Source organism: Duganella sp., from assembly GCF_039595735.1.
Classification (GTDB): Bacteria; Pseudomonadota; Gammaproteobacteria; order Burkholderiales; family Burkholderiaceae_D; genus Rugamonas.
This window is the reverse complement of sequence record NZ_JBCNLB010000001.1, coordinates 833,460-852,301: the sequence shown is the minus strand read 5'-3', so window position 1 is coordinate 852,301 and position 18,842 is coordinate 833,460. Positions and strand designations below refer to the sequence as shown.

Here is an 18,842-nt window from a genome sequence, read left to right as displayed (position 1 = left end):
ATGTGTCAACCTTTTTCCATGCGCATGTCCTATACAATGGCAGTCATCGATTATCCCGGATGGAGCTGAAAATGCTGACAGAAGCACAAAAACAACAATATCAACGCGACGGTTTCATCGTCATCCCCGGTTTCAAGACCGCCGAGGAAATCGCCCGGCTGCGGGCCCGCGCCGCCGAGATTGTCAACGATTTCGATCCGGCCGCCCAGTCCGGTATTTTCAGCACCATCGAACAGGAAAAGACCACCGACGATTACTTCCTCGGTTCGGACAACACCATCCGCTGCTTCTTTGAAGAAGAAGCTTTCGGCCCCGACGGCCAGCTGAAACAGGCCAAGTCGCTGTCGATCAACAAGATCGGCCACGCCATGCACGACCTCGACCCGGCCTTCCGCGCCTTCACCGCCGACGCCCGCCTGGAAGAGCTGGCGCGCGAAATCGGCCTGTCCGATCCGAAAGTGTGGCAATCGATGTACATCTTCAAGCAGCCCGGCATCGGCGGCGAAGTGCGCTGGCACCAGGACGCCACCTACTTCGACACCGATCCGGTCAGCGTCACCACCTTCTGGTTCGCGCTGGAAGACGCCACCCTGGACAACGGCTGCATGTGGGCCGAACCGGGCGGCCACCGCGGCCCGATGCGCGAACGCTTCCTGCGCAACGGCGACAACGTGCGCATGGAAAAACTCAGCGACATGCCATGGCCGGACAACAGCACCGCCGTGCCGCTCGAATGCAAGGCCGGCAGCCTGGTATGCTTCCACGGCCTGCTGCCGCACTACAGCGCCCCTAACCGCTCGCCCGTGTCGCGCCACGCCTACACCCTGCACGTGACCGACGGCGCCACCCGCTACTCGCCGCAGAACTGGATCCAGCGCGACGACAAGCTGCCGGTGCGAGGCTTCCTCTAATGCAGATTCAAATCTTCGCCGCCCAATGGGGCAATAACGAACTGCCGGCGCCTGTCTTCATCGAACGCGTGAAAGCGGCCGGCTTCGACGGCATTGAAATGTCGCTGCCGCTGGACACCGTGGAACGCGACGCATGGACGCGCCAGATCGCCGACGCCGGCCTGGGCCTGATCGTGGCCCAATGGGAGACGGTGTTCCACCCGACGTTTGAACCGCACAAGCAAGCGCTGGCCGAACTGCTGCACAACGCCTGCGCCGCCAGGCCGCTGCACGTCAACTCGCACACCGGCAAGGACTACTTCACGCCTGAGCAAAACCGCGAACTGCTGGAACTGGCGGCCGACATCTCGCGTCAGCACGGCGTGCCGATCTACCACGAGATCCATCGCAGCCGCTTCAGCGGCCATCCGATGCTGTTGCTGCCCTACCTGCGGCAGATGCCGGCACTGGAACTGACCGCCGACCTGTCGCACTGGTGCTGCGCCTGCGAATCGCTGCTGGAAGACCAGCCGCAGACGCTGGCCCAAACCCTGCCGCAGGTGCGCCACATCCACGCCCGCGTGGGTCACGCCCAGGGGCCGCAGGTGGCCGACTTCCGCGCGCCGGAAGCGCAGGCCGCCCTGGAAGCGCACCTGTCGTGGTGGGATGAAGTGATCCGCCTGCGCAAGGCCGCCGGTGCCCGGCGCATGACGCTGACGCCGGAATTCGGCCCGGTGCCATACACGCAAACCTTGCCTTACACCCAGAAGGAAGTATCGAACGCGTGGGAACTGAACGTGGCCATGCTGGCACTGCTGCGCCAGCGCTACGCCTGAAGCGCTTCCTCTTCCAGCCAGAGCGGCAGCACCAGCGTCACGCTGGTGCCTTCCGCCGGCACCGACTCGACGCGGATGGTGCCTTTCAGGACGCCGGTCACAATGTTATAAACGATATTCATCCCCAGCCCGGAACCGCCCTGCCCCATCTTGGTGGTGAAGAAGGGATCGAAGATTTTGTGCAGCACCACGTCGGTCATGCCGATGCCGTTATCCTTCAGCTGCATCATGGCCAGATCCGGCCCCTCGCGCCGCGCGATGATGGCCAGGGCGCCGCTCTCGCGCCCATCAAAGCCGTGCAGCAGCGCGTTGCCAATCAGGTTGCTGATCACCTGGCTCAAGCTGCCGGGATAGGAATCAAACACAATGTCGGCCGGCACATCCACCGTCACCGTGCAGGAAGCGCGCCGCAGCTGCGCGGCGTACGTGGCCAGGGTATCGTGCACCACCTCGTCCAGGCGGAAGCGGCGCCGCTGGCCGCTGGCCTGGTCCACCGCCACCTGCTTGAAGGAAGTGATCAGGTCCGCCGCCCGTGTCAATGAACTGTTCATGATGTCGCACGCCTTGCGCGCATCGTTCAGATGGTTCTCCAGCGCCGACCGTTTCAGGCCGCCGTCCTCCTTCAGCCGGCGTTCGAAATCGCGCACCATGTCGCCCAGCGCGCTGGCGGTCAGCAGGCTGTTGCCGATCGGCGTATTCAGTTCGTGCGCCACGCCGGCCACCAGCGCCCCCAGCGACGCCATCTTCTCCGACGTCTGCAGATTGCTTTGCGCCTGCTTGAGCGTGGCCACCACGCGTGCCAGATCGTTGCGCGCCATCTCCACGTTATTCTTCTGCAGCTCCAGTTCCTTCAGGCTGAACTCCAGCCCATGGCGCGCGTCCGACTCGCGCCGGTTGGCCACCAGCAGCAGGGCAATCAGCGCGCTGATGATCACGCCGACGATGGCGATCAACAGCACCGGCAGCTGCGAGCGGCCATAACGCCCGCCGGAGCGGCCCTCGAACTTGATGATCCAGTTGCGCTGCCCGACCGGCATCACCGTGCTGGTGGCCAGTCCCGGCACCACATCGGCGCGCTCCTGATGGCCTTCGACGCGGCCGTCGCTGTCATACAGCAGCGTGTCGACGCCGGGCGCCGGCGCCCGGCCGTTCTGGAAGCCGCCATCCTCGATCCGCACATGCAGGTGCTCCAGCAGCGCGCTGTCGATCACTTCGCGCATCAGCGTATTCACGCGGAACACGATCGCCACGAAACCGACCAGCGCCTCGCGCCGCTGCGCCGTGGTCTCCAGCGGCATGCCGTTGCGGTACACCGGCGCGCGCGCCACGAAACCCGGTTCGCCGCTGGCGTCCTGCACCAGCGTAATGCGCTCGGTGGCGACGATCTCGCCGCTGTCGCGCCCCAGTTCCAGCGCCTTCAGGTGCGGCGGCAACGCCGACAGGTCGAGGCCAAAGGCATTCTCGTTGCCCTTCAGCGGTTCGGTGTATTCAATGATGTAATGCACCGCGCGGCGGCTGGCCGGGTGCACATGGAAGTTGGGGTAGCCCTCCGGCTCCAGCGCCGTGTCGCGCCTGACGCGTTCGACAAACGCCGGCAGCTGCGCCTCCGGCACCATGCGCACGAATTGCAGCGCCTGGAAACCGGGATAGCGCCGGTCCACTTTCAACTCTTCGATAAAGCGGTGGAAGTGCAGCCGGTCGATGCTGTCGTTGACCGCATACAGGCCCTTCATGCCGTGCAGGGTGTCGAAGTAGATTTGCAGGCGGTTCTGGGTATCGCGCGCCACTTTCTCGGTGTCGTGCTGGAAGCTGGCGCGCACCTGCATCTTTTGCTGCTCTTCGATCACGAAATAGCAGGTCCAGGCTGTCAGGCAGATCCCGACAAAGAAAGCCAGGTAGCCGCGCCCGCGCGTCATGATCAGGCAACCGGATCGCTGTAGCGTTCGGCGATGGCCATGAACTCTTCCTCCACCGTCAGCATGGCGTCAACCACATCGGGATCGAAGTGCTCGCCGCTGCCCTGCCGTATCATCTCCATCGCGGTTTCGTGGGTGAACGCGGGCTTGTAGACGCGCTTGGAAATCAGCGCATCGTACACGTCGGCCACCGCCATCAGGCGCGCCGACATCGGGATGGCGTCGCCGGCCAGTCCCTGCGGATAACCCGAGCCGTCATACTTCTCCTGGTGCGAGTAAGTGATCTCGCGCGCGTAGCGCAGGAAGGTGTTGGTATAGCCCAGCGCATTCTCGACGTTGACGATGGCGTCGCGGCCGTACACGGTGTGCTGTTTCATGATGGCGAATTCGTCGTCGGTCAGGCGGTCCGGCTTGAGCAGGATGGCGTCCGGGATCGACACCTTGCCGATATCGTGCAGCGGCGCCGCCTTGAACAACGCCTTGATATTGGCGTCGCTCAGCTCTTCCTCGAAGCGCTTGTGGTGCTGCAGCTGGCGCGCCAGCGCGGCAATGTAGTGCTGCACGCGGCGCAGGTGGTTGGCGGTTTCGTACTCGCGCGTTTCCGCCAGCGAGGCCATGGCCCAGATCATCGCGTCCAGCATCTGGCTCAGCTCCAGCGTGACCTCTTCCACCACATGCTCCAGCAGATTGCGCTGCTGCTTGAGCAGCTCGCGCGAGTGGCGCAGCTGCAGATGGGTATCGACGCGCGCGCGCAACACTGCGGCCACCACCGGCTTGGGCACCACGTCGGCGGCGCAGGCGTCCAGTGCGCGCTGCGCGTCGGCCGCGCGTTGCAGCAAAATCACAGGAATGTCGGCGGTGTCCGGACTGGACTTGAGTTGCTGGCAGAGGCTGTAGCCATCGATGCCGGGCAGGTCGGCATCGGCCACCACCAGGTGCGGACGCGGCACATGCTGCATGATGTCCAGTGCGGCGCGGCCGCTGTTGGCCAGTCGGATCTCGTACTGATCCTCCAGCATGCCGTTCATCTGGATCAGCTTGTCCGTAGCTTCATCGACGATCAGTACGATGGCCTTTTTGACATTCATCTGCCGCCACTCCCCGTGTATTCTCACCACCATCATAACCGAGCGGAATTGCCCGCCAAAACTATTTTTCCCCGCCTAGCTTGCAATTATATAGCACACTATCTATACTGAGGACATGGAAACGCACACCCAATCCCCCGCCGCCGTCCCGCAGCTGGACGCCCAGCTTTGCTTCGCCCTGTATTCGACATCGCTGGCGATGAGCAAGCTGTACCGCAAGCTGTTGCGCGGCCTCGGGCTGACCTATTCCCAGTACCTCGTGATGATGGTGCTGTGGGAGAAAAACGAACTCACCGTCTCGGAAGTGGGCGAACGCCTGTTCCTCGATTCCGCCACGCTGACGCCGCTGCTCAAGCGCATGGAAGCGGCCGAGCTGCTGACCCGCACCCGCGCCGCCAACGACGAGCGCCAGGTCATCATCAAGCTGACCCCACGCGGCGACGCCCTGCGCCACGAGGCCGCCAAGCTGCCGCCGTCCATCCTGCAAGCCACCCAGTGCACGCTGGACCAGGTGGTGGGCATGAAACAACAACTCGACGAACTGCGCGCCAGCCTGATGGCTTCGGCCGCTTAAGATCATGACAACACCTCTTTACACGCCGCTGGCCGCTGCCGCCGCCGCGCTGCGGCAGGACGGCTATGCGCTGCTGCAGCCGCAGGACGTGGCCGCGCTGGCGGACGTGCCGCTGGCCGCGCTGAATGCCCTGATTCCCAGCTGGGACACGCTGGAACTGGACAATTACCTGAAGGACGGCGGCCGCTACCGCCGCCGCCGCCATTCCTGCTTCGTGCAGACCGGGCAACAGCTGAGCCAGACCGCGCACCGCGCCCACTGGCAGCCGCTGGAATACAACGCCCTGCACGGCGGCATGCACCGCCTGTTCGAGCCGGTGCTGCCGGCCACCGTGGCGCAGCCGGCCTGGGCGGCGCTGATCACCGCCATTGGCCAGCTGTGCAGCGCGGCGCGCGGCCACAGCGCACCGTGGTATGTCGAGGCGCACCAGTTCCGCATCGACACCACCGACGGCATCGGCCGCCCCACGCCGGAGGGCGCGCACCGCGACGGCGTCGATTTCGTGGCCGTGCTGTTGATCGCGCGCGACGGCATCAAGGGTGGCGAAACCCGCGTGTTCGAGGCCGATGGCCCGAACGGCAAACGTTTCACCATGACCGAACCGTGGACCCTGCTGTTGCTGGACGATGCGACTGTCATCCATGAATCCACGCCGATCCAGCCGCTGGCGGCGCACGGCCACCGCGACACGCTGGTCCTGACCTGGCGCGCCGGCGCCTTCCAGGGACAGGAAACTTCCACTTGAGGGGCTAATCCGATATAGTCTCTACAGCTAACTATGCACCAGGAGGGTGGTCTGTGGACACCAGCTACGAAATACAGCCCGATGAAATCGAAATCCTGATCGTCGAGGACAGCCCCACCCAGGCCGAACGTCTGCGCCGCCTGATCCAGTCGATGCGCTACGGCGCGCGCGTGGCGCCCAACGGCAGGCTGGCGCTGGAAGCGATCCGCGAACGCAAGCCGCACCTGGTGCTGTCCGACATCGTCATGCCGGAAATGGATGGTTACGCGCTGTGCCGCGCCATCAAGAGCGACGACGAGCTGCGCGACATCCCGGTCATCCTGGTGACCTCGCTGATGGATCCGAAGGACATCATCCGCGGCATCGAATGCGGCGCCGACAACTTCATCCGCAAGCCGTACGCGGAAGACTATCTGCTCAACCGCATCGGCCACATGCTGATGAACCAGAAGCTGCGCAAGAACCAGAACATGGAGATCGGCATCGCGCTGTACCTGGGCGAGCAGAAGCACTTCATCAACGCCGACCGCCAGCAGATCCTCGACCTGCTGATCTCCACCTACGAGCAGGCGGTGCAGGTCAATGCCGAGCTGCAGGCGCGCGAGCGCCAGGTGATCGAACTGAATATGCGCCTGGCCCACCACGCCGGCGAGCTGGAAACCATCAACCGCGAAATCGCCCTGAAGAACCTGGAGCTGGCCGAGGCCAGCCGCATGAAGTCGGCCTTCATCGCCAATATGTCGCACGAGCTGCGCACGCCGCTCAACGCCATCATCGGCTTCACCGGCGCGCTGCTGATGAAGCTGCCCGGCCCGCTGACGCCGGAACAGGACAAGCAGCTCAACACCATCCGCACCAGCGCCCGCCACCTGCTGTCGCTGATCAACGACATCCTGGACGTTGCCAAGATCGAGGCTGGCAAGGTCACGCTGGAACTGGAAACCGTGCAATGCCAGGAAGTGGTCAAGGACGTGGTCGACACGCTGCGCCCGCTGGCCCTGCAAAAGAACCTGACGCTGGAAATGGAACTGGCCGGCGCCGACATCGTGCTGGAAACCGACCGCCGCGCCCTGACCCAGATCCTGCTCAATCTCGGCAACAACGCCATCAAGTTCACCGAGACCGGCACCGTGCGCGTAACGCTGACCGAACGCCCCGGCGAAGGCGGCAAGAGCATCATCGACTTCTCGGTGGCCGACAGCGGCGCCGGCATCCGCGAAGAAGACCAGGCCAAGCTGTTCCAGGCGTTCTCGCAGCTGGATTCGACCTCAACGCGCCACGCGGAAGGCGCCGGCCTCGGCCTCTACCTGTGCCAGAACCTGGCCAACCTGCTGGGCGGCTCGCTGTTCTTCAAGAGCGACTTCGGCCACGGCAGCACCTTCACCCTGGCCCTGCCGCGTAACTAGTTACTTGAAAGCATGTGCGTTTGCAGCAGGCTTTGCTGAAAAATCTACCACTATAGAGGGATAAACAACGTAGTTCTACGGTATTGCGGCGCAACATAAAGAGGCGTATAGTAGGAACTGTCTCCTCCAACCGTTCGCTGAACATTGGAATTCAACCCGCACCGTGTGGTCGCGGGTTTTTTTTTGCCGCCGGCGGCGCCGTGAGAATTGGTGATATTTTCCGAGCCGCAAACATTTATACTGGCGGGCATGGACTCCTTCACCTTGGTCATCGTGTCGGCGCTGGCAAGCACCATCATGGCGGCCACGATGTATCTCCTGCATCGCGCCAGCCGGCGCACACCCTGCCTGCTGGACTGGTCAGCGGCCGGACTGTCCTTTCTTGCGTCCAACGCCGTCGCCCTGCTGGCCATGCACGCCAAGCTGCCGTTCCTGGTGGCGCCCGGCATCGCCAACGTGTTCTACATCGGCGGCCACTACCTGATCCTGGCCGGCGTGCGCCGCCATCTGGGCCTGCGCCCGCGCTACGACTGGCTGGCCGGCCTGGCTGCCGCCATCCTGCTGCTGCACACCACCAGCTTCGCCCACGGCCCGGTGGCCAGCCGCCTGATCATGCTGACGCCGTTCGTGGCCGGCATCAACGCCAGCGTGGTGTGGCTGCTGGCGCGCCAGCCGCAGCGCGCGATGCGCGACTCCTATCTGCCACTGCTGCTGGTGGAAGCGGCCTTCATGACGCAGATGACCCTGCGCGCCGTGTTCCTGGCGCTCGGCCAGCCGGTGCAGCTGACCTTCCTCGGCAACCAGATCTGGCAGACCGCCGGCTCGGTGGCGGTGCTGACCTTCCTGTCGCTGTCCACCATGTGCTGCGCGCTGATCGTCATCCGCCATCAGGAACTGGCGCTGCGCAGCGCCTCGCTGACCGACAGCCTGACCGGCTGGTTCAACCGCCGCGCGCTGCTCGACATGGCCGAGCGCGAGTTCCAGCGCCATCGCCGCAGCGGCGAGGCGCTGCACTTCCTCACCTTTGACATTGACCACTTCAAGTCCATCAACGACCAGCATGGCCATGCCGCCGGCGATGCCGCCATCCGTCACGTAACCAATGTCGCGGCGCAGGCGCTGCGCGGCTACGACGCGCGCTTCCGCATCGGCGGCGAGGAATTTGCGGTGCTGATCACTGGCGACGGCGAAGCGCGCCTGATCGGAGAACGCCTGCGCGCGCTGATCGAAAACACCCCGCTGCTGGTGGACGGTCAGCGCCTGACGCTGACCGTCAGCCTGGGCATGGCCGCCTGCCTGGCGGACGACCTGCAATGGGACGAAGCCCTGCGCCGCGCCGATCAGGCCCTGTACCACGCCAAGCGCCACGGCCGCAATCGCCTCAGCGTGTACGGCGAGGATATCCTGCCGCCCCAGGCTGCCCGTCTGGCCTGATTCCCCTCCCCTGCTAAAAAAAATTTTCAAATGCTGCAATATTGCAGGCCGGCGCACGTCTACACCAGGACAAAACCATTCACCAATAAATTAAACGACTGATTTAGTTATATCATTTGTTTGAATTATGTGATGTAATGCCGGCCATGAACGCTAAACCACTCCATCACGACTCCAGCCAGCCAGCCGAAGATGCGCGCAAGCCACGTTCGGACGGGGAGCAATCGCGCGAGCGCTTGCTGCAAGCGGCCATGCGCCTGTTCGGTGAACAGGGATTTTCCAAGACCTCGACGCGCGAGATCGCGCAGGCGGCCAATGCCAACGTGGCGGCGATCAGCTACTACTTTGGCGACAAGGCCGGCTTGTACCAGGCCTGCTTCACGGCCATCTGCACCCCGGTCGAGAACAACATTGCCATGTTCGACCAGCCGCACTTCACGCTGCGCGAATCGCTGCAAGGCTACTACCGGCAGATGATCGAGCCGCTGTTGGCCGGCGGCGATGCGGACGTGATGCTGCGCCTGTTCTACCGCGAGATGCTGGAGCCGACCGGCATCTGGCAGCAGGAAATCGAGAACAACATCAAGCCGGAGCACATGGCCCTGGTGGGCGTGCTGTGCCGTCACCTGGGCAAGAAGAAACCGGACGACAGCGTGCACCGTCTGGCGTATGCGATTGCCGCCATGTGCGTGCAGATGCTGATCGGGCGCGACATCGTGGCGGCGATCACGCCGCACATGATGGCGTCGCCGGCAGCGGTGGCGGAGTGGGCGTCGCATCTGACGGTGTTTGCCGAGGCCTTGGTCGATGCAGAAAAAACCAAACTTCAACAAGGGAAAGCATGAGTATCTTTTTACGCGCGACAGGATTGGCTGTCGCGGCGACGCTGAGCGCCTGCGCTGTGCAGGGTCCGGCGAAGCAAGTGGATTCGCTGGCGCCCCAGCAGTGGCAGGCGCCGTTGCCGCATAACGGCAGCCAGGCCGATCTCGCCACCTGGTGGCGCGGGCAGGCCGACGGGCTGCTGGTGGAGCTGATCGAGTCGGCGCAGGCGGTCAGTCCGACCGTGGCGTCGGCGGCGTCGCGCATCGCACAGTCGCGTTCCGAGCGGGTGGCGGCCGGTGCGGCGCTGGCGCCGAATGTGGATGCGGCGGCCAGCGTCAATCGCTCCAACCAGCAGTCGGCGCTGCCGATGGGGACCACCTCGCAGGCGGCCTTGAACGCGTCGTGGGAGATCGATTTGTTCGGCGCCAACCGCGCGGCGCGCGATGCGGCGCAGGCGCGCCTGGAAAGCGCGCATGCGGGATGGCATGACGCGCGCGTGTCGGTGGCGGCCGAGGTGGCGAATCAGTATTACGGCTTGCGCGCTTGCGAGCAGCTGCTGGCGGTGGCGCAGCAGGATGCCGGGTCGCGCGCCGATACCGCGAAGTTGACGGAGCTGAGCGCCAAGGCGGGCTTCCAGTCGCCCGCCAGCCTGTCGCTGGCCCGCGCCAGCGCCGCCGAAGGCAACAGCCGCTACCTCGCCCAGCGTGCCGCTTGCGACGTCGACGTCAAAGTGCTGTCGGCGCTGACCGCGATCACCGAGCCGGCCCTGCGCCAGAAACTGGCCGCCAGCGCGCAAGCAGCCGGCATCAGCGCGGCCGGTCAACATGGCGTCGATGCAGGCGCCATGCGCGCAGCGACGGGCGCGGCCGGCACGGGCGGCGCTGCGGCGGCGAGCAACGCCGCGACGGGCGCGGTCAGGACGGACAGCGCTGCGGCGACGAGCAGCGCTGCGACGGGCGCAGTCGGAACGAGTGGCGCTGCGGCGACGGGCAACGCTGCGCCGGGGGCTGCGGGCTACGCCGCCTTCGCCGCGCCGTCGATGGCGATTGCGGAGCTGCCGGCGCAGATCCTGAGCCAGCGTCCGGACGTGTTCACTGCCGAGCGTGAAGTGGCGGCATCAAGCGCCGATGTCGGCAATGCCCAGGCGCAGCGCTATCCGCGCCTGACGCTGTCCGGCTCCGTCGGCGTGGCCAACTTCCGCGCCGCCGGCGACAACACCAAAACCGACACCTGGACCATCGGCCCGGTCGCCATCTCGGTGCCGGTGTTCGACGCCGGCCGCCGCCGCGCCAACGTCGATGCCGCCAGCGCGCGCTACGACGCCGCCGTCTCCAGCTACCGCGCCACCGTGCGCAACGCCGTGAGCGAAGTCGAACAGGCGCTGGTCAACCTTGACAGCACCGCCGCCCGCGCCGGCGACGCGCAAACCTCGCTGGAAGGCTACCGCGCCAACTACATCGCGGTCGAAGACCGCTACAAAAACGGCATGGCCAGCCTGTTCGAACTGGAAGACGCACGCCGCACGCGCCTCGCGGCCGAGCAAACCGTCATCAACCTGCAGCGCGAACGCAGCGCCGCCTGGGTCGCCCTCTACCGCGCCGCCGGCGGCGGTTGGAAGCCCGCCACGCCAGCCGCCACCGCCGACGCGCAGCCGGCACCAAGCTCGGCGCCAGCCGCTGCCACCGCCGCCGCATCGACAGCCACGCCGCAACGCGCCGCCATCGCCGCAAACTAACTATCGCAGCCAACTATGAAAACCAAACTCAAACCACTCGCCTACTTCCTGGCAGCCGCTTTTGCAGTGGCAGCCGCCGGCATCGCCGCCTACGCCCCGGCCACGCAAGCGGCCGACGAGAAAAAAACCGAAGCGCCAAAAGCCGCCCTCACCGTCACCACCACCAAGCCCTCCAACGCCAGCCTGCCGATCAAGCTGACCGCCAACGGCAACGTCGCCGCCTGGCAGGAAGCCAGCGTCAGTAGCGAATCGAACGGCCTGCGCCTGACCGAAGTGCGCGTCAACGTCGGCGACGTCGTCAAAGCCGGCGACGTGCTGGCCGTGTTCTCCGCCGAAACCGTCAACGCCGACCTGGCGCAGGCACAAGCTGCCCTGCACGAAGCCGAGGCCAACGCCGCCGACGCAGCCGCCAACGCCGCCCGCGCGCGCACGCTGCAAAACTCCGGCGCCCTGAGCGCGCAGCAGATCAGCCAATACAACACTGCCGAACAAACCGCCAATGCCCGCATCGCTTCCGCCAAGGCCGCGCTGGCGAGCCAGCAACTGCGGCTGAAATACACCAGGGTGGTCGCACCAGACAGCGGCGTCATCTCGGCCCGCAGCGCCACCGTGGGCGCGGTCTCCAACGCCGGCACGGAACTGTTCCGCATGATCCGCCAGGGCCGCCTGGAATGGCGCGCCGAAGTGGTGGCCGCCGACCTGCGCAACATCAAGCCCGGCCTCAGCGCCACCGTCAAAGCCGCCAACGGCAGCGAAGTCACCGGCAAGGTGCGCATGGTCGCGCCGACGGTCGATCCGCAAACCCGCTCCGCCCTGGTCTACGTCGACCTGCCGCTCAACGCCGGCAGCAAGGACGCGCCGTTCAAGGCCGGCATGTTCGCCAGCGGCCAGTTTGAACTGGGCGCCTCCTCCGCCATGACCGTGCCGCAGCAGGCCATCGTGGTGCGCGACGGCTTCAGCTTCGTGTTCCGCCTCAACGCCGACAAACACGTCAGCCAGATCAAGGTGCAGCCGGGCCGCCGCCTGGGCGACCGCATCGAAGTGCTGGGCGGCCTGACTGCCGACACGCAAGTCGTGGTGCGCGGCGCCGGCTTCCTCAACGACGGCGACCTGGTACACATCGTGAGCGACACCCTCGCCAGCGCCAAATAAGGAAGCGCAATGAACTTCTCCGCCCTCTCCATCAAAAACCCGATTCCGGCGATCATGCTGTTTGCATTGCTGTCGCTGGCGGGCTTCATGGCCTACAAAGCCAATCCGGTGCAGGACTTCCCGGACATCGAACTGCCCATCGTGACCGTCACCGCCACGCTGGACGGCAGCGCGCCGGCGCAGCTGGAAACCGAAGTCTCGCGCAAGATCGAAGACTCGGTCGCCACCCTGCAAGGCGTGAAGAACATCTACACCACCGTGCTCGATGGCGTCTCCACCACCACCGTCGAATTCATCCTGGAGAAAAACATCTCCGACGCGGTGAATGACGTGCGCGATGCCGTGGCCCGCGTCAAGGCCGACATGCCGGCCGAACTGCGCGACCCGAGCGTCACCAAGGCCTCCACCGCCGGCCGCGTGGTGCTGACCTTCACCGCCGCCGCAGCGGCCGGTCCCGGCGAAAAAATGGACGCGCAGGAAGTCAGCTGGTTCGTCGACAACACCGTCGCCAAACGCCTGCTGGCCGTGCATGGCGTGGGCGCGGTCAAACGCGTGGGCGGCGTGTACCGCGAAATCCGCGTGGAACTGGACGACGCCCGCATGGCCGCCTTGCGCGTCTCCGCGCTGGACGTCTCGCGCCAACTGCGCCTGGTGCAGAAGGAAGCGCCGGGCGGACGCGGTGACGTCAGCGGCGCCGAACAATCGGTGCGCACCATCGCCACCGTCAAGACGGCCGCCGAACTGGCCGCCATCGACCTGCCGCTGCCGGACGGCCGCCGCGTGCGTCTCGACCAGGTGGCCACCGTCACCGACACCGTCTCCGAGCCGCGCGCCATCGCCCTGCAGGACGGCAAACCGGTGATCGGCTTTGAAGTGTTCCGCACCAAGGGCGCCAGCGAAACCGACGTCGCCAAAGGCGCCCGCGCCGCCATCGAAGAACTGCAAAAAGCCAATCCAAAGATCGAGCTGAAACAAGTCATCGACAACGCCCATCCGGTCGAAGAAAACTTCGAAGGCTCGATGGAGCTGCTGTACGAAGGCGCCATCCTGGCGGTGCTGGTGGTGTGGTGGTTCCTGCGCGACTGGCGCGCCACCGTGGTGGCCGCCGCCGCGCTGCCGCTGTCGGTGCTGCCGGCTTTCCTCGGCATCTACCTGTTTGGCTACACCCTGAACACCGTGACCCTGCTGTCGCTGGCCCTGGTGGTGGGCGTGCTGGTGGACGACGCCATCGTCGAAATCGAGAACATCGAGCGCCACCTGCGCATGGGCAAAACGCCGATGGAAGCGGCCATGGAAGCGGCCGACGAAATCGGCATGGCGGTGATCGCCACCACCTTCGCGCTGGTGGCCGTGTTCCTGCCGACCGCCTTCATGAGCGGCATCCCCGGCCTGTTCTTCAAACAGTTCGGCTGGACCGCCGTGATCGCGGTGCTGGCATCGCTGGTGGTGGCGCGTCTGCTGACGCCCATGATGGCCGCTTACATCCTCAAGCCGGCCGTGCACAAGGAAGAAAAAGATGGCCCGATCATGGCGCGTTACATCGCCGTCATGCGCTGGTGCCTGAAAAACCGCCTGGTTACGGCGATTGCGGCCGGCGTGTTCTTCGTCTGCTCGATCATGCTGGTCGGCCTGCTGCCGACTGGCTTCGTGCCTGCCGCCGACCGCGCGCAGACCCAGATCAACCTGGAACTGCCGCCTGGTTCCACCCTGGCCGAAACCAGCGTGATCGCTGAACGCGCACGCCAGGCTGCGATGGAAGTCAAAGGCATCAAATCGGTGTTCAGCTCCATCGGCGGCGGCTCCAGCGGCGACGCCTTCGCACCGGGCGCCGCAGCGGAAGCGCGCAGCGCCGTGCTGACGCTGACCACCGTGCACCGCACCGACCGCAAGGAATCGATGGCCGACATCGAAGAAACCCTGCGCCACAAGCTGGATGCCATACCCGGCGCCCGCTTCAAGGTCGGTCCGCCGGACAACGGCGTCAAGATGCAGCTGGTGCTGCGCTCCGAAGATCCGGTGGCGCTGAAGGAAGCCGCGCAAAAAGCCGAGCGCGAACTGCGCACGCTGCAAGGCGTCGGCAATGTGCGCTCGACCGCCTCGCTGGTGCGTCCGGAAATCATCGTCAAGCCGGACTTCGCCAAGGCGGCGGATCTGGGCGTGACCGCAGCCTCCATCGGCCAGACCGTGCGCGTGGCCACCGCCGGCGACTACGACACCGATCTGACCAAGATGAACCTGCCGGAACGCCAGGTGCCGATCCGCGTCAAGCTGCCGGACGCCGTGCGCGCCGATCTGGACGCCATCGGCCGCCTGACGGTGCCGGGCAAGAACGGCCCGGTGCTGCTGGCCACTGTCGCAGAGATCACCATGGAAAGCGGCCCGGCGCAGATCAATCGCCTGAACCGCAGCCGCAACGTCACGCTGGAAGTGGAGCTGGGCAAGCGCGCGCTGGGTGAGGTGAACGAGGAAGCGCGCGCGCTGCCGTCGCTGAAAAACCTGCCGCCGTCGGTGAAGATCGCGGAACTGGGCGACACCCAGGAGATGGCCGCGCTGTTCGCCAGCTTCGGCATCGCCATGCTGATCGGCGTGTTGTGCATCTACTGCGTACTGGTCCTGCTGTTCAAGGACTTCATGCAGCCGGCGACGATTCTGGCGGCGCTGCCGCTGTCGATCGGCGGCGCGTTCGTGGCGCTGCTGGTGACCAACAGCGCGCTGTCGATGCCATCCATGATCGGCCTGATCATGCTGATGGGTATCGTGACCAAAAACTCAATCTTGTTAGTTGATTATGCTATTCTTGCGCGACGGGATGGCATGGGACGTTTCGAGGCGCTGGTGGATGCCTGCCACAAGCGCAGCCGTCCGATCCTGATGACCACCATCGCCATGGGCGCCGGCATGATGCCGCTGGCCCTGGGCTGGGGCGCTGATCCAAGCTTCCGCTCGCCGATGGCCATCACTGTGATCGGCGGCCTGATCACCTCGACGCTTCTGAGCCTGCTGGTGGTGCCGGCGGTGTTCACCTATGTCGACGATCTGGAACATTGGATGAGGCGCATGATGCGCAAGCTGCGCAAACAGCCGCCAGCTAAACAAGGAGACCTGCATGAAATACGAGATAAAAGAACTGCCTGAAGTCCGCGTGGCTTACCTGCGCTACAAAGGCCCATTCGGCGCCGGCATCGGCGAATTCTGGAAAGAGGTGTTCACGCCGTGGCAGAAGGCTTACGGCCTGGTGAACAAGGTGACGTACGGCGTGGCGCAGGATGATCCATCCACCACGCCGGCCAGCGAGTGCCGCTACGACGCCTGCGTCGAAGTGTCGGCCGACTACGAGGTCAAGCCGCCGGCGCAGCTGGGCAGCATTCCGGCCGGCCGCTATGCGGTGGCGCAGTTCAAGGGCACCGCTGATCAGGTGCCGGCGGCCTGGGGTGAGTTCTTCGGTCAGCTGCACGCCGAAGGCAAAGCCGATGCCGGCGTGTGCTTTGAGCGCTATCCGGCCGATTACGCCATGGACCCGGTCACCGGCGAGTTCTCGTCGGAACTCTGCATTCCGGTCAAGGCTTAGTCCAGCCGCCGCCCATCACGCGGTACAGGTCCACTGAAGCGACCAGTATCCGCGTCTTCAACTGCAAGCGCCCGACGTCCGCTGTGAACAGCGTGCGTTGGGCGTCCAGCTCCTCCAGATACGAAGCGTAGCCGTTGCGATAGCGGTTGTGCGCGATGCGCAGCGTCTCGGCCGCCGTGGCGCGGCGCGCGTCGATCTGCACTGCCTGTTCTCTCAGGCGCACGATGGCGCCAAGGCTGTTGTCGGTTTCCGCAAACGCGGTGCGCACCGCATTTTCATACGCATAAATGGCCTGGTCGCGCTGCGCCGCCACCGCGTCGGTTTGATGCTGCGCGCGGCCGCCTTCGAATACGGGAGCGGCAACGGCACCGGTCAGCCGCCACAGCGCAGTGGGCGCGTTCACGAAGTCATGCCATTTCAGATTTTGCACGCCGCCTACCGCGGTCAGCTTGAAGGACGGCAGCAACTGGTCGCGCGTGGCTTGCAGGCTGGCGTTGATGGCGACCAGATTGTATTCGGCGCGGGCGATGTCCGGACGGCGGCGCAGCAGTTCGGACGGCAGGCCTGCCGGCACGGCGGGCGCTTCCAGTTGCGCCAGTTCGACGCCGCGCGCGATCGGGCCGGGATTGCCGCCGGCGAGGATGGACAGTGCGTTTTCCTGCTCGAAGATGGCGCGCTGCAGTTGCGGGACCTGTTCGGCGGTGGTCTGGTATTCGGCTTGCGCCTGCAGCCACTCAAGCCGCGAACTGTAGCCGACTTCAAATTGCTTCTTCGCCAGGCGCGCGGATTCCTCGCGCAGCTTGAGGGTGGCTTCGGTCAGCGCCAGTTGCGCATCGAGCCCGCGCAGGTTGAGATAGCCGGATGCCACGGTGGCGGCGATCGACAGCGCCGCGGCGTCGGCATTGGCTTGTTCGGATTGGTAGGTGGCGGTAGCGGCGTCGGTCAGCGTGGCCAGCCGCCCCCACATGTCGACCTCATAGCTGGCCTGGAATTCGGCCTGGTAGACGTTGGTCACGTAAGGCACGCCGTTGTAGGCCAGCTGGCGGGTGCGCGTCGGCGCGGTATCGACGATGACGTTGGCCTTCTGGCCGGCAGCGGTGACGCCGACTTGCGCGCGATATTGCGCCACACGCGCGCGGGCGATGCGCAGGTCGCCATTGTTCTCCAATGCCTTATTGACCAGCGCCGTCAGCAGCGGATCGCCAAAACTCTGCCACCACTCGCGCGCCACTGGTCCGCTGCTCTTCCCATCCACAGCAGTACGCCAGGTGGCCGGCGTCTGCAAAGTCGAAGCCGGCGGCGGCGTCACCGTCGCCGCACATCCCGCCAGCAGCGACGCGGCGGCGATCGCCGCTGCAGCGGCGCGCCATGGGGGCGCAAACCGCATATCGGCCAGCGCCGCTGCGCCGGCCCGCCGGACGGGTGGCTGGCGGGCGTCATCGGCCGGCGCATCATTCGCCGCGCTGCCGCGCCACATCATGGCTTCGCTCCCGCGACGGCCGGCTGCTGGCTGGTCTCGCGCACCTGCACCGAGGTGTCGATGCTGACGATAACCGACATGCCGGGCGCCAGGCGCCGGGCTTTGGCCTGTCCTGGATCGATGCGAATCCGGACCGGTATGCGCTGCGCGATCTTCACATAATTGCCGGTCGCATTATCCGCCGGCAGCACGCTGAACTCCGAGCCGGTGGCCGGCGAGATCCGCTCCACCACGCCGGTCAGCTGCGCGCCATCCAGCGCATCAACCTTGAAAGTGGCCGGCTGCCCTACCTGCACGTTGTTCATTTGCGTCTCTTTCAGATTGGCGATCACCCACAGCTGCTTCGGCACCAATCCCATCAACTGCGCGCCAGTGTTCACGTACGCGCCCTTGCGCACTGTGACCTGTCCCAGCTGACCATCCTCAGGCGCCGTGATGCGCGTATTATCCAGATCCACCTTGGCCGCCTTCAACGCCGCTTCCGCCGACGCCACTGCCGCCTCCAGCGACTGCTTGTTCACCGCCACCGTACGCACCTGCTGCTTTGCGATCTCCAGACTCGCACGCGCCTGCGACACCGCAGCTGCCGTCTGCGCCCGTGCCGCCCGCGACGAATCCTGCTCGCGCAAGGACAGCGAACCGTCCGCCGCCAGTGAATCGACCCGCTTCAAATCCGCCACCGACTTCGCCGCCTGCGCCTCCGCATTCGCCAGCGTGGCCTGATTCAGCACCACACCCGCTTCCGCCGTCCGATGCGCCTGCGCCCAGTTATCCAGTGCCGCCTTCTGCGCCGCCAGCTGCGCCACCGCCTGCTCATAGCGCTGCTGATAAATGCGGTCATCGATCTGCGCCAGCAAATCGCCCTGCTTCACGTACTGAAAGTCCTGCACCTTCACATCCACCACATAACCGGGCAACTGCGTACCGATCAAGGTCACCTGCCCGCGTACCAGCGCATTCTCGGTCGAGACGATCGCGCTGCTGAACGGCGGCAGACGCCACGCATACAGCACGATCAACACGCCCACCAGCGCCACCAGCGAAAACAGCAGCGCCGAAACAATCTGCGCGCGCCGGTCCGGCGCCGGAGCGGTGGGTGCTGCCGCTGCAACCGCCGCTGCCGCGGCAGCCGCAGCCACCGCCGCTACGCGGCTCTCGGATGAAGACGCATTGTCTGGAGTATTGTTGTTTGCCAT

Annotated in this window: 15 protein-coding genes; 11 read left to right on the top strand and 4 right to left on the bottom strand. The window is 65.4% G+C overall.

Annotated features, from left to right (window positions below):
* The first annotated feature begins 71 nt into the window (after nt 1-71).
* Nucleotides 72-911, top strand: coding sequence for a phytanoyl-CoA dioxygenase family protein (locus ABDW57_RS03955; RefSeq protein ID WP_343728901.1), 840 nt, complete (start codon nt 72-74; stop codon nt 909-911).
* Nucleotides 911-1,726 carry a TIM barrel protein gene (locus ABDW57_RS03950; protein WP_343728900.1) on the top strand — a complete coding sequence of 272 codons (816 nt, stop codon included), beginning with the start codon at nt 911-913 and terminating at the stop codon, nt 1,724-1,726. The genes ABDW57_RS03955 and ABDW57_RS03950 overlap by 1 nt, the downstream gene beginning before the upstream one ends.
* Here the strand turns inward: ABDW57_RS03950 and ABDW57_RS03945 are convergent.
* Nucleotides 1,717-3,642 (bottom strand): CHASE domain-containing protein, encoded by a 1,926-nt coding sequence (locus ABDW57_RS03945; protein WP_343728899.1) that lies wholly within the window; start codon nt 3,640-3,642, stop codon nt 1,717-1,719. The genes ABDW57_RS03950 and ABDW57_RS03945 overlap by 10 nt on opposite strands.
* A 2-nt stretch (nt 3,643-3,644) precedes the next feature.
* Nucleotides 3,645-4,730 (bottom strand): HD domain-containing phosphohydrolase, encoded by a 1,086-nt coding sequence (locus tag ABDW57_RS03940; RefSeq protein ID WP_343728898.1) that lies wholly within the window; start codon nt 4,728-4,730, stop codon nt 3,645-3,647.
* 115 nt (nt 4,731-4,845) lie between these two features.
* Between ABDW57_RS03940 and ABDW57_RS03935 the strand changes: the two genes are divergently transcribed.
* From ABDW57_RS03935 to ABDW57_RS03895, 9 genes are all read left to right on the top strand, one after another.
* Complete coding sequence (locus tag ABDW57_RS03935) at nt 4,846-5,304, top strand: MarR family transcriptional regulator (protein WP_343728897.1); 459 nt, start codon at nt 4,846-4,848, stop codon at nt 5,302-5,304.
* 4 nt (nt 5,305-5,308) lie between these two features.
* Nucleotides 5,309-6,049, top strand: coding sequence for a 2OG-Fe dioxygenase family protein (locus tag ABDW57_RS03930; RefSeq protein ID WP_343728896.1), 741 nt, complete (start codon nt 5,309-5,311; stop codon nt 6,047-6,049).
* Between the two features lie 53 nt (nt 6,050-6,102).
* Nucleotides 6,103-7,455, top strand: a complete 1,353-nt coding sequence (locus tag ABDW57_RS03925) for a response regulator (protein ID WP_343728895.1) — start codon at nt 6,103-6,105, stop codon at nt 7,453-7,455.
* Nucleotides 7,456-7,704: 249 nt separating this feature from the next.
* Nucleotides 7,705-8,889: a GGDEF domain-containing protein gene (locus ABDW57_RS03920; protein ID WP_343728894.1), complete on the top strand. Its 1,185-nt coding sequence runs from the start codon at nt 7,705-7,707 to the stop codon at nt 8,887-8,889.
* A gap of 146 nt (nt 8,890-9,035) precedes the next feature.
* On the top strand, nt 9,036-9,734 hold the full coding sequence (locus ABDW57_RS03915) for a CerR family C-terminal domain-containing protein (RefSeq protein WP_343728893.1): 699 nt from the start codon (nt 9,036-9,038) through the stop codon (nt 9,732-9,734).
* On the top strand, nt 9,731-11,446 hold the full coding sequence (locus ABDW57_RS03910) for a TolC family protein (protein WP_343728892.1): 1,716 nt from the start codon (nt 9,731-9,733) through the stop codon (nt 11,444-11,446). Before ABDW57_RS03915 ends, ABDW57_RS03910 begins: the two co-directional genes overlap by 4 nt.
* 15 nt (nt 11,447-11,461) lie before the next feature.
* Nucleotides 11,462-12,598, top strand: coding sequence for an efflux RND transporter periplasmic adaptor subunit (locus ABDW57_RS03905; protein ID WP_343728891.1), 1,137 nt, complete (start codon nt 11,462-11,464; stop codon nt 12,596-12,598).
* 9 nt (nt 12,599-12,607) lie between these two features.
* Nucleotides 12,608-15,733: an efflux RND transporter permease subunit gene (locus ABDW57_RS03900; protein WP_343728890.1), complete on the top strand. Its 3,126-nt coding sequence runs from the start codon at nt 12,608-12,610 to the stop codon at nt 15,731-15,733.
* Nucleotides 15,705-16,166, top strand: a complete 462-nt coding sequence (locus ABDW57_RS03895) for a GyrI-like domain-containing protein (RefSeq protein ID WP_343728889.1) — start codon at nt 15,705-15,707, stop codon at nt 16,164-16,166. The genes ABDW57_RS03900 and ABDW57_RS03895 overlap by 29 nt, the downstream gene beginning before the upstream one ends.
* On the opposite strand, the gene ABDW57_RS03890 is transcribed toward ABDW57_RS03895, so the two are convergent.
* Nucleotides 16,156-17,646: an efflux transporter outer membrane subunit gene (locus tag ABDW57_RS03890; RefSeq protein ID WP_343728888.1), complete on the bottom strand. Its 1,491-nt coding sequence runs from the start codon at nt 17,644-17,646 to the stop codon at nt 16,156-16,158. The genes ABDW57_RS03895 and ABDW57_RS03890 overlap by 11 nt on opposite strands.
* Nucleotides 17,643-18,842 (bottom strand): HlyD family secretion protein, encoded by a 1,200-nt coding sequence (locus ABDW57_RS03885; protein WP_343728887.1) that lies wholly within the window; start codon nt 18,840-18,842, stop codon nt 17,643-17,645. The genes ABDW57_RS03890 and ABDW57_RS03885 overlap by 4 nt, the downstream gene beginning before the upstream one ends.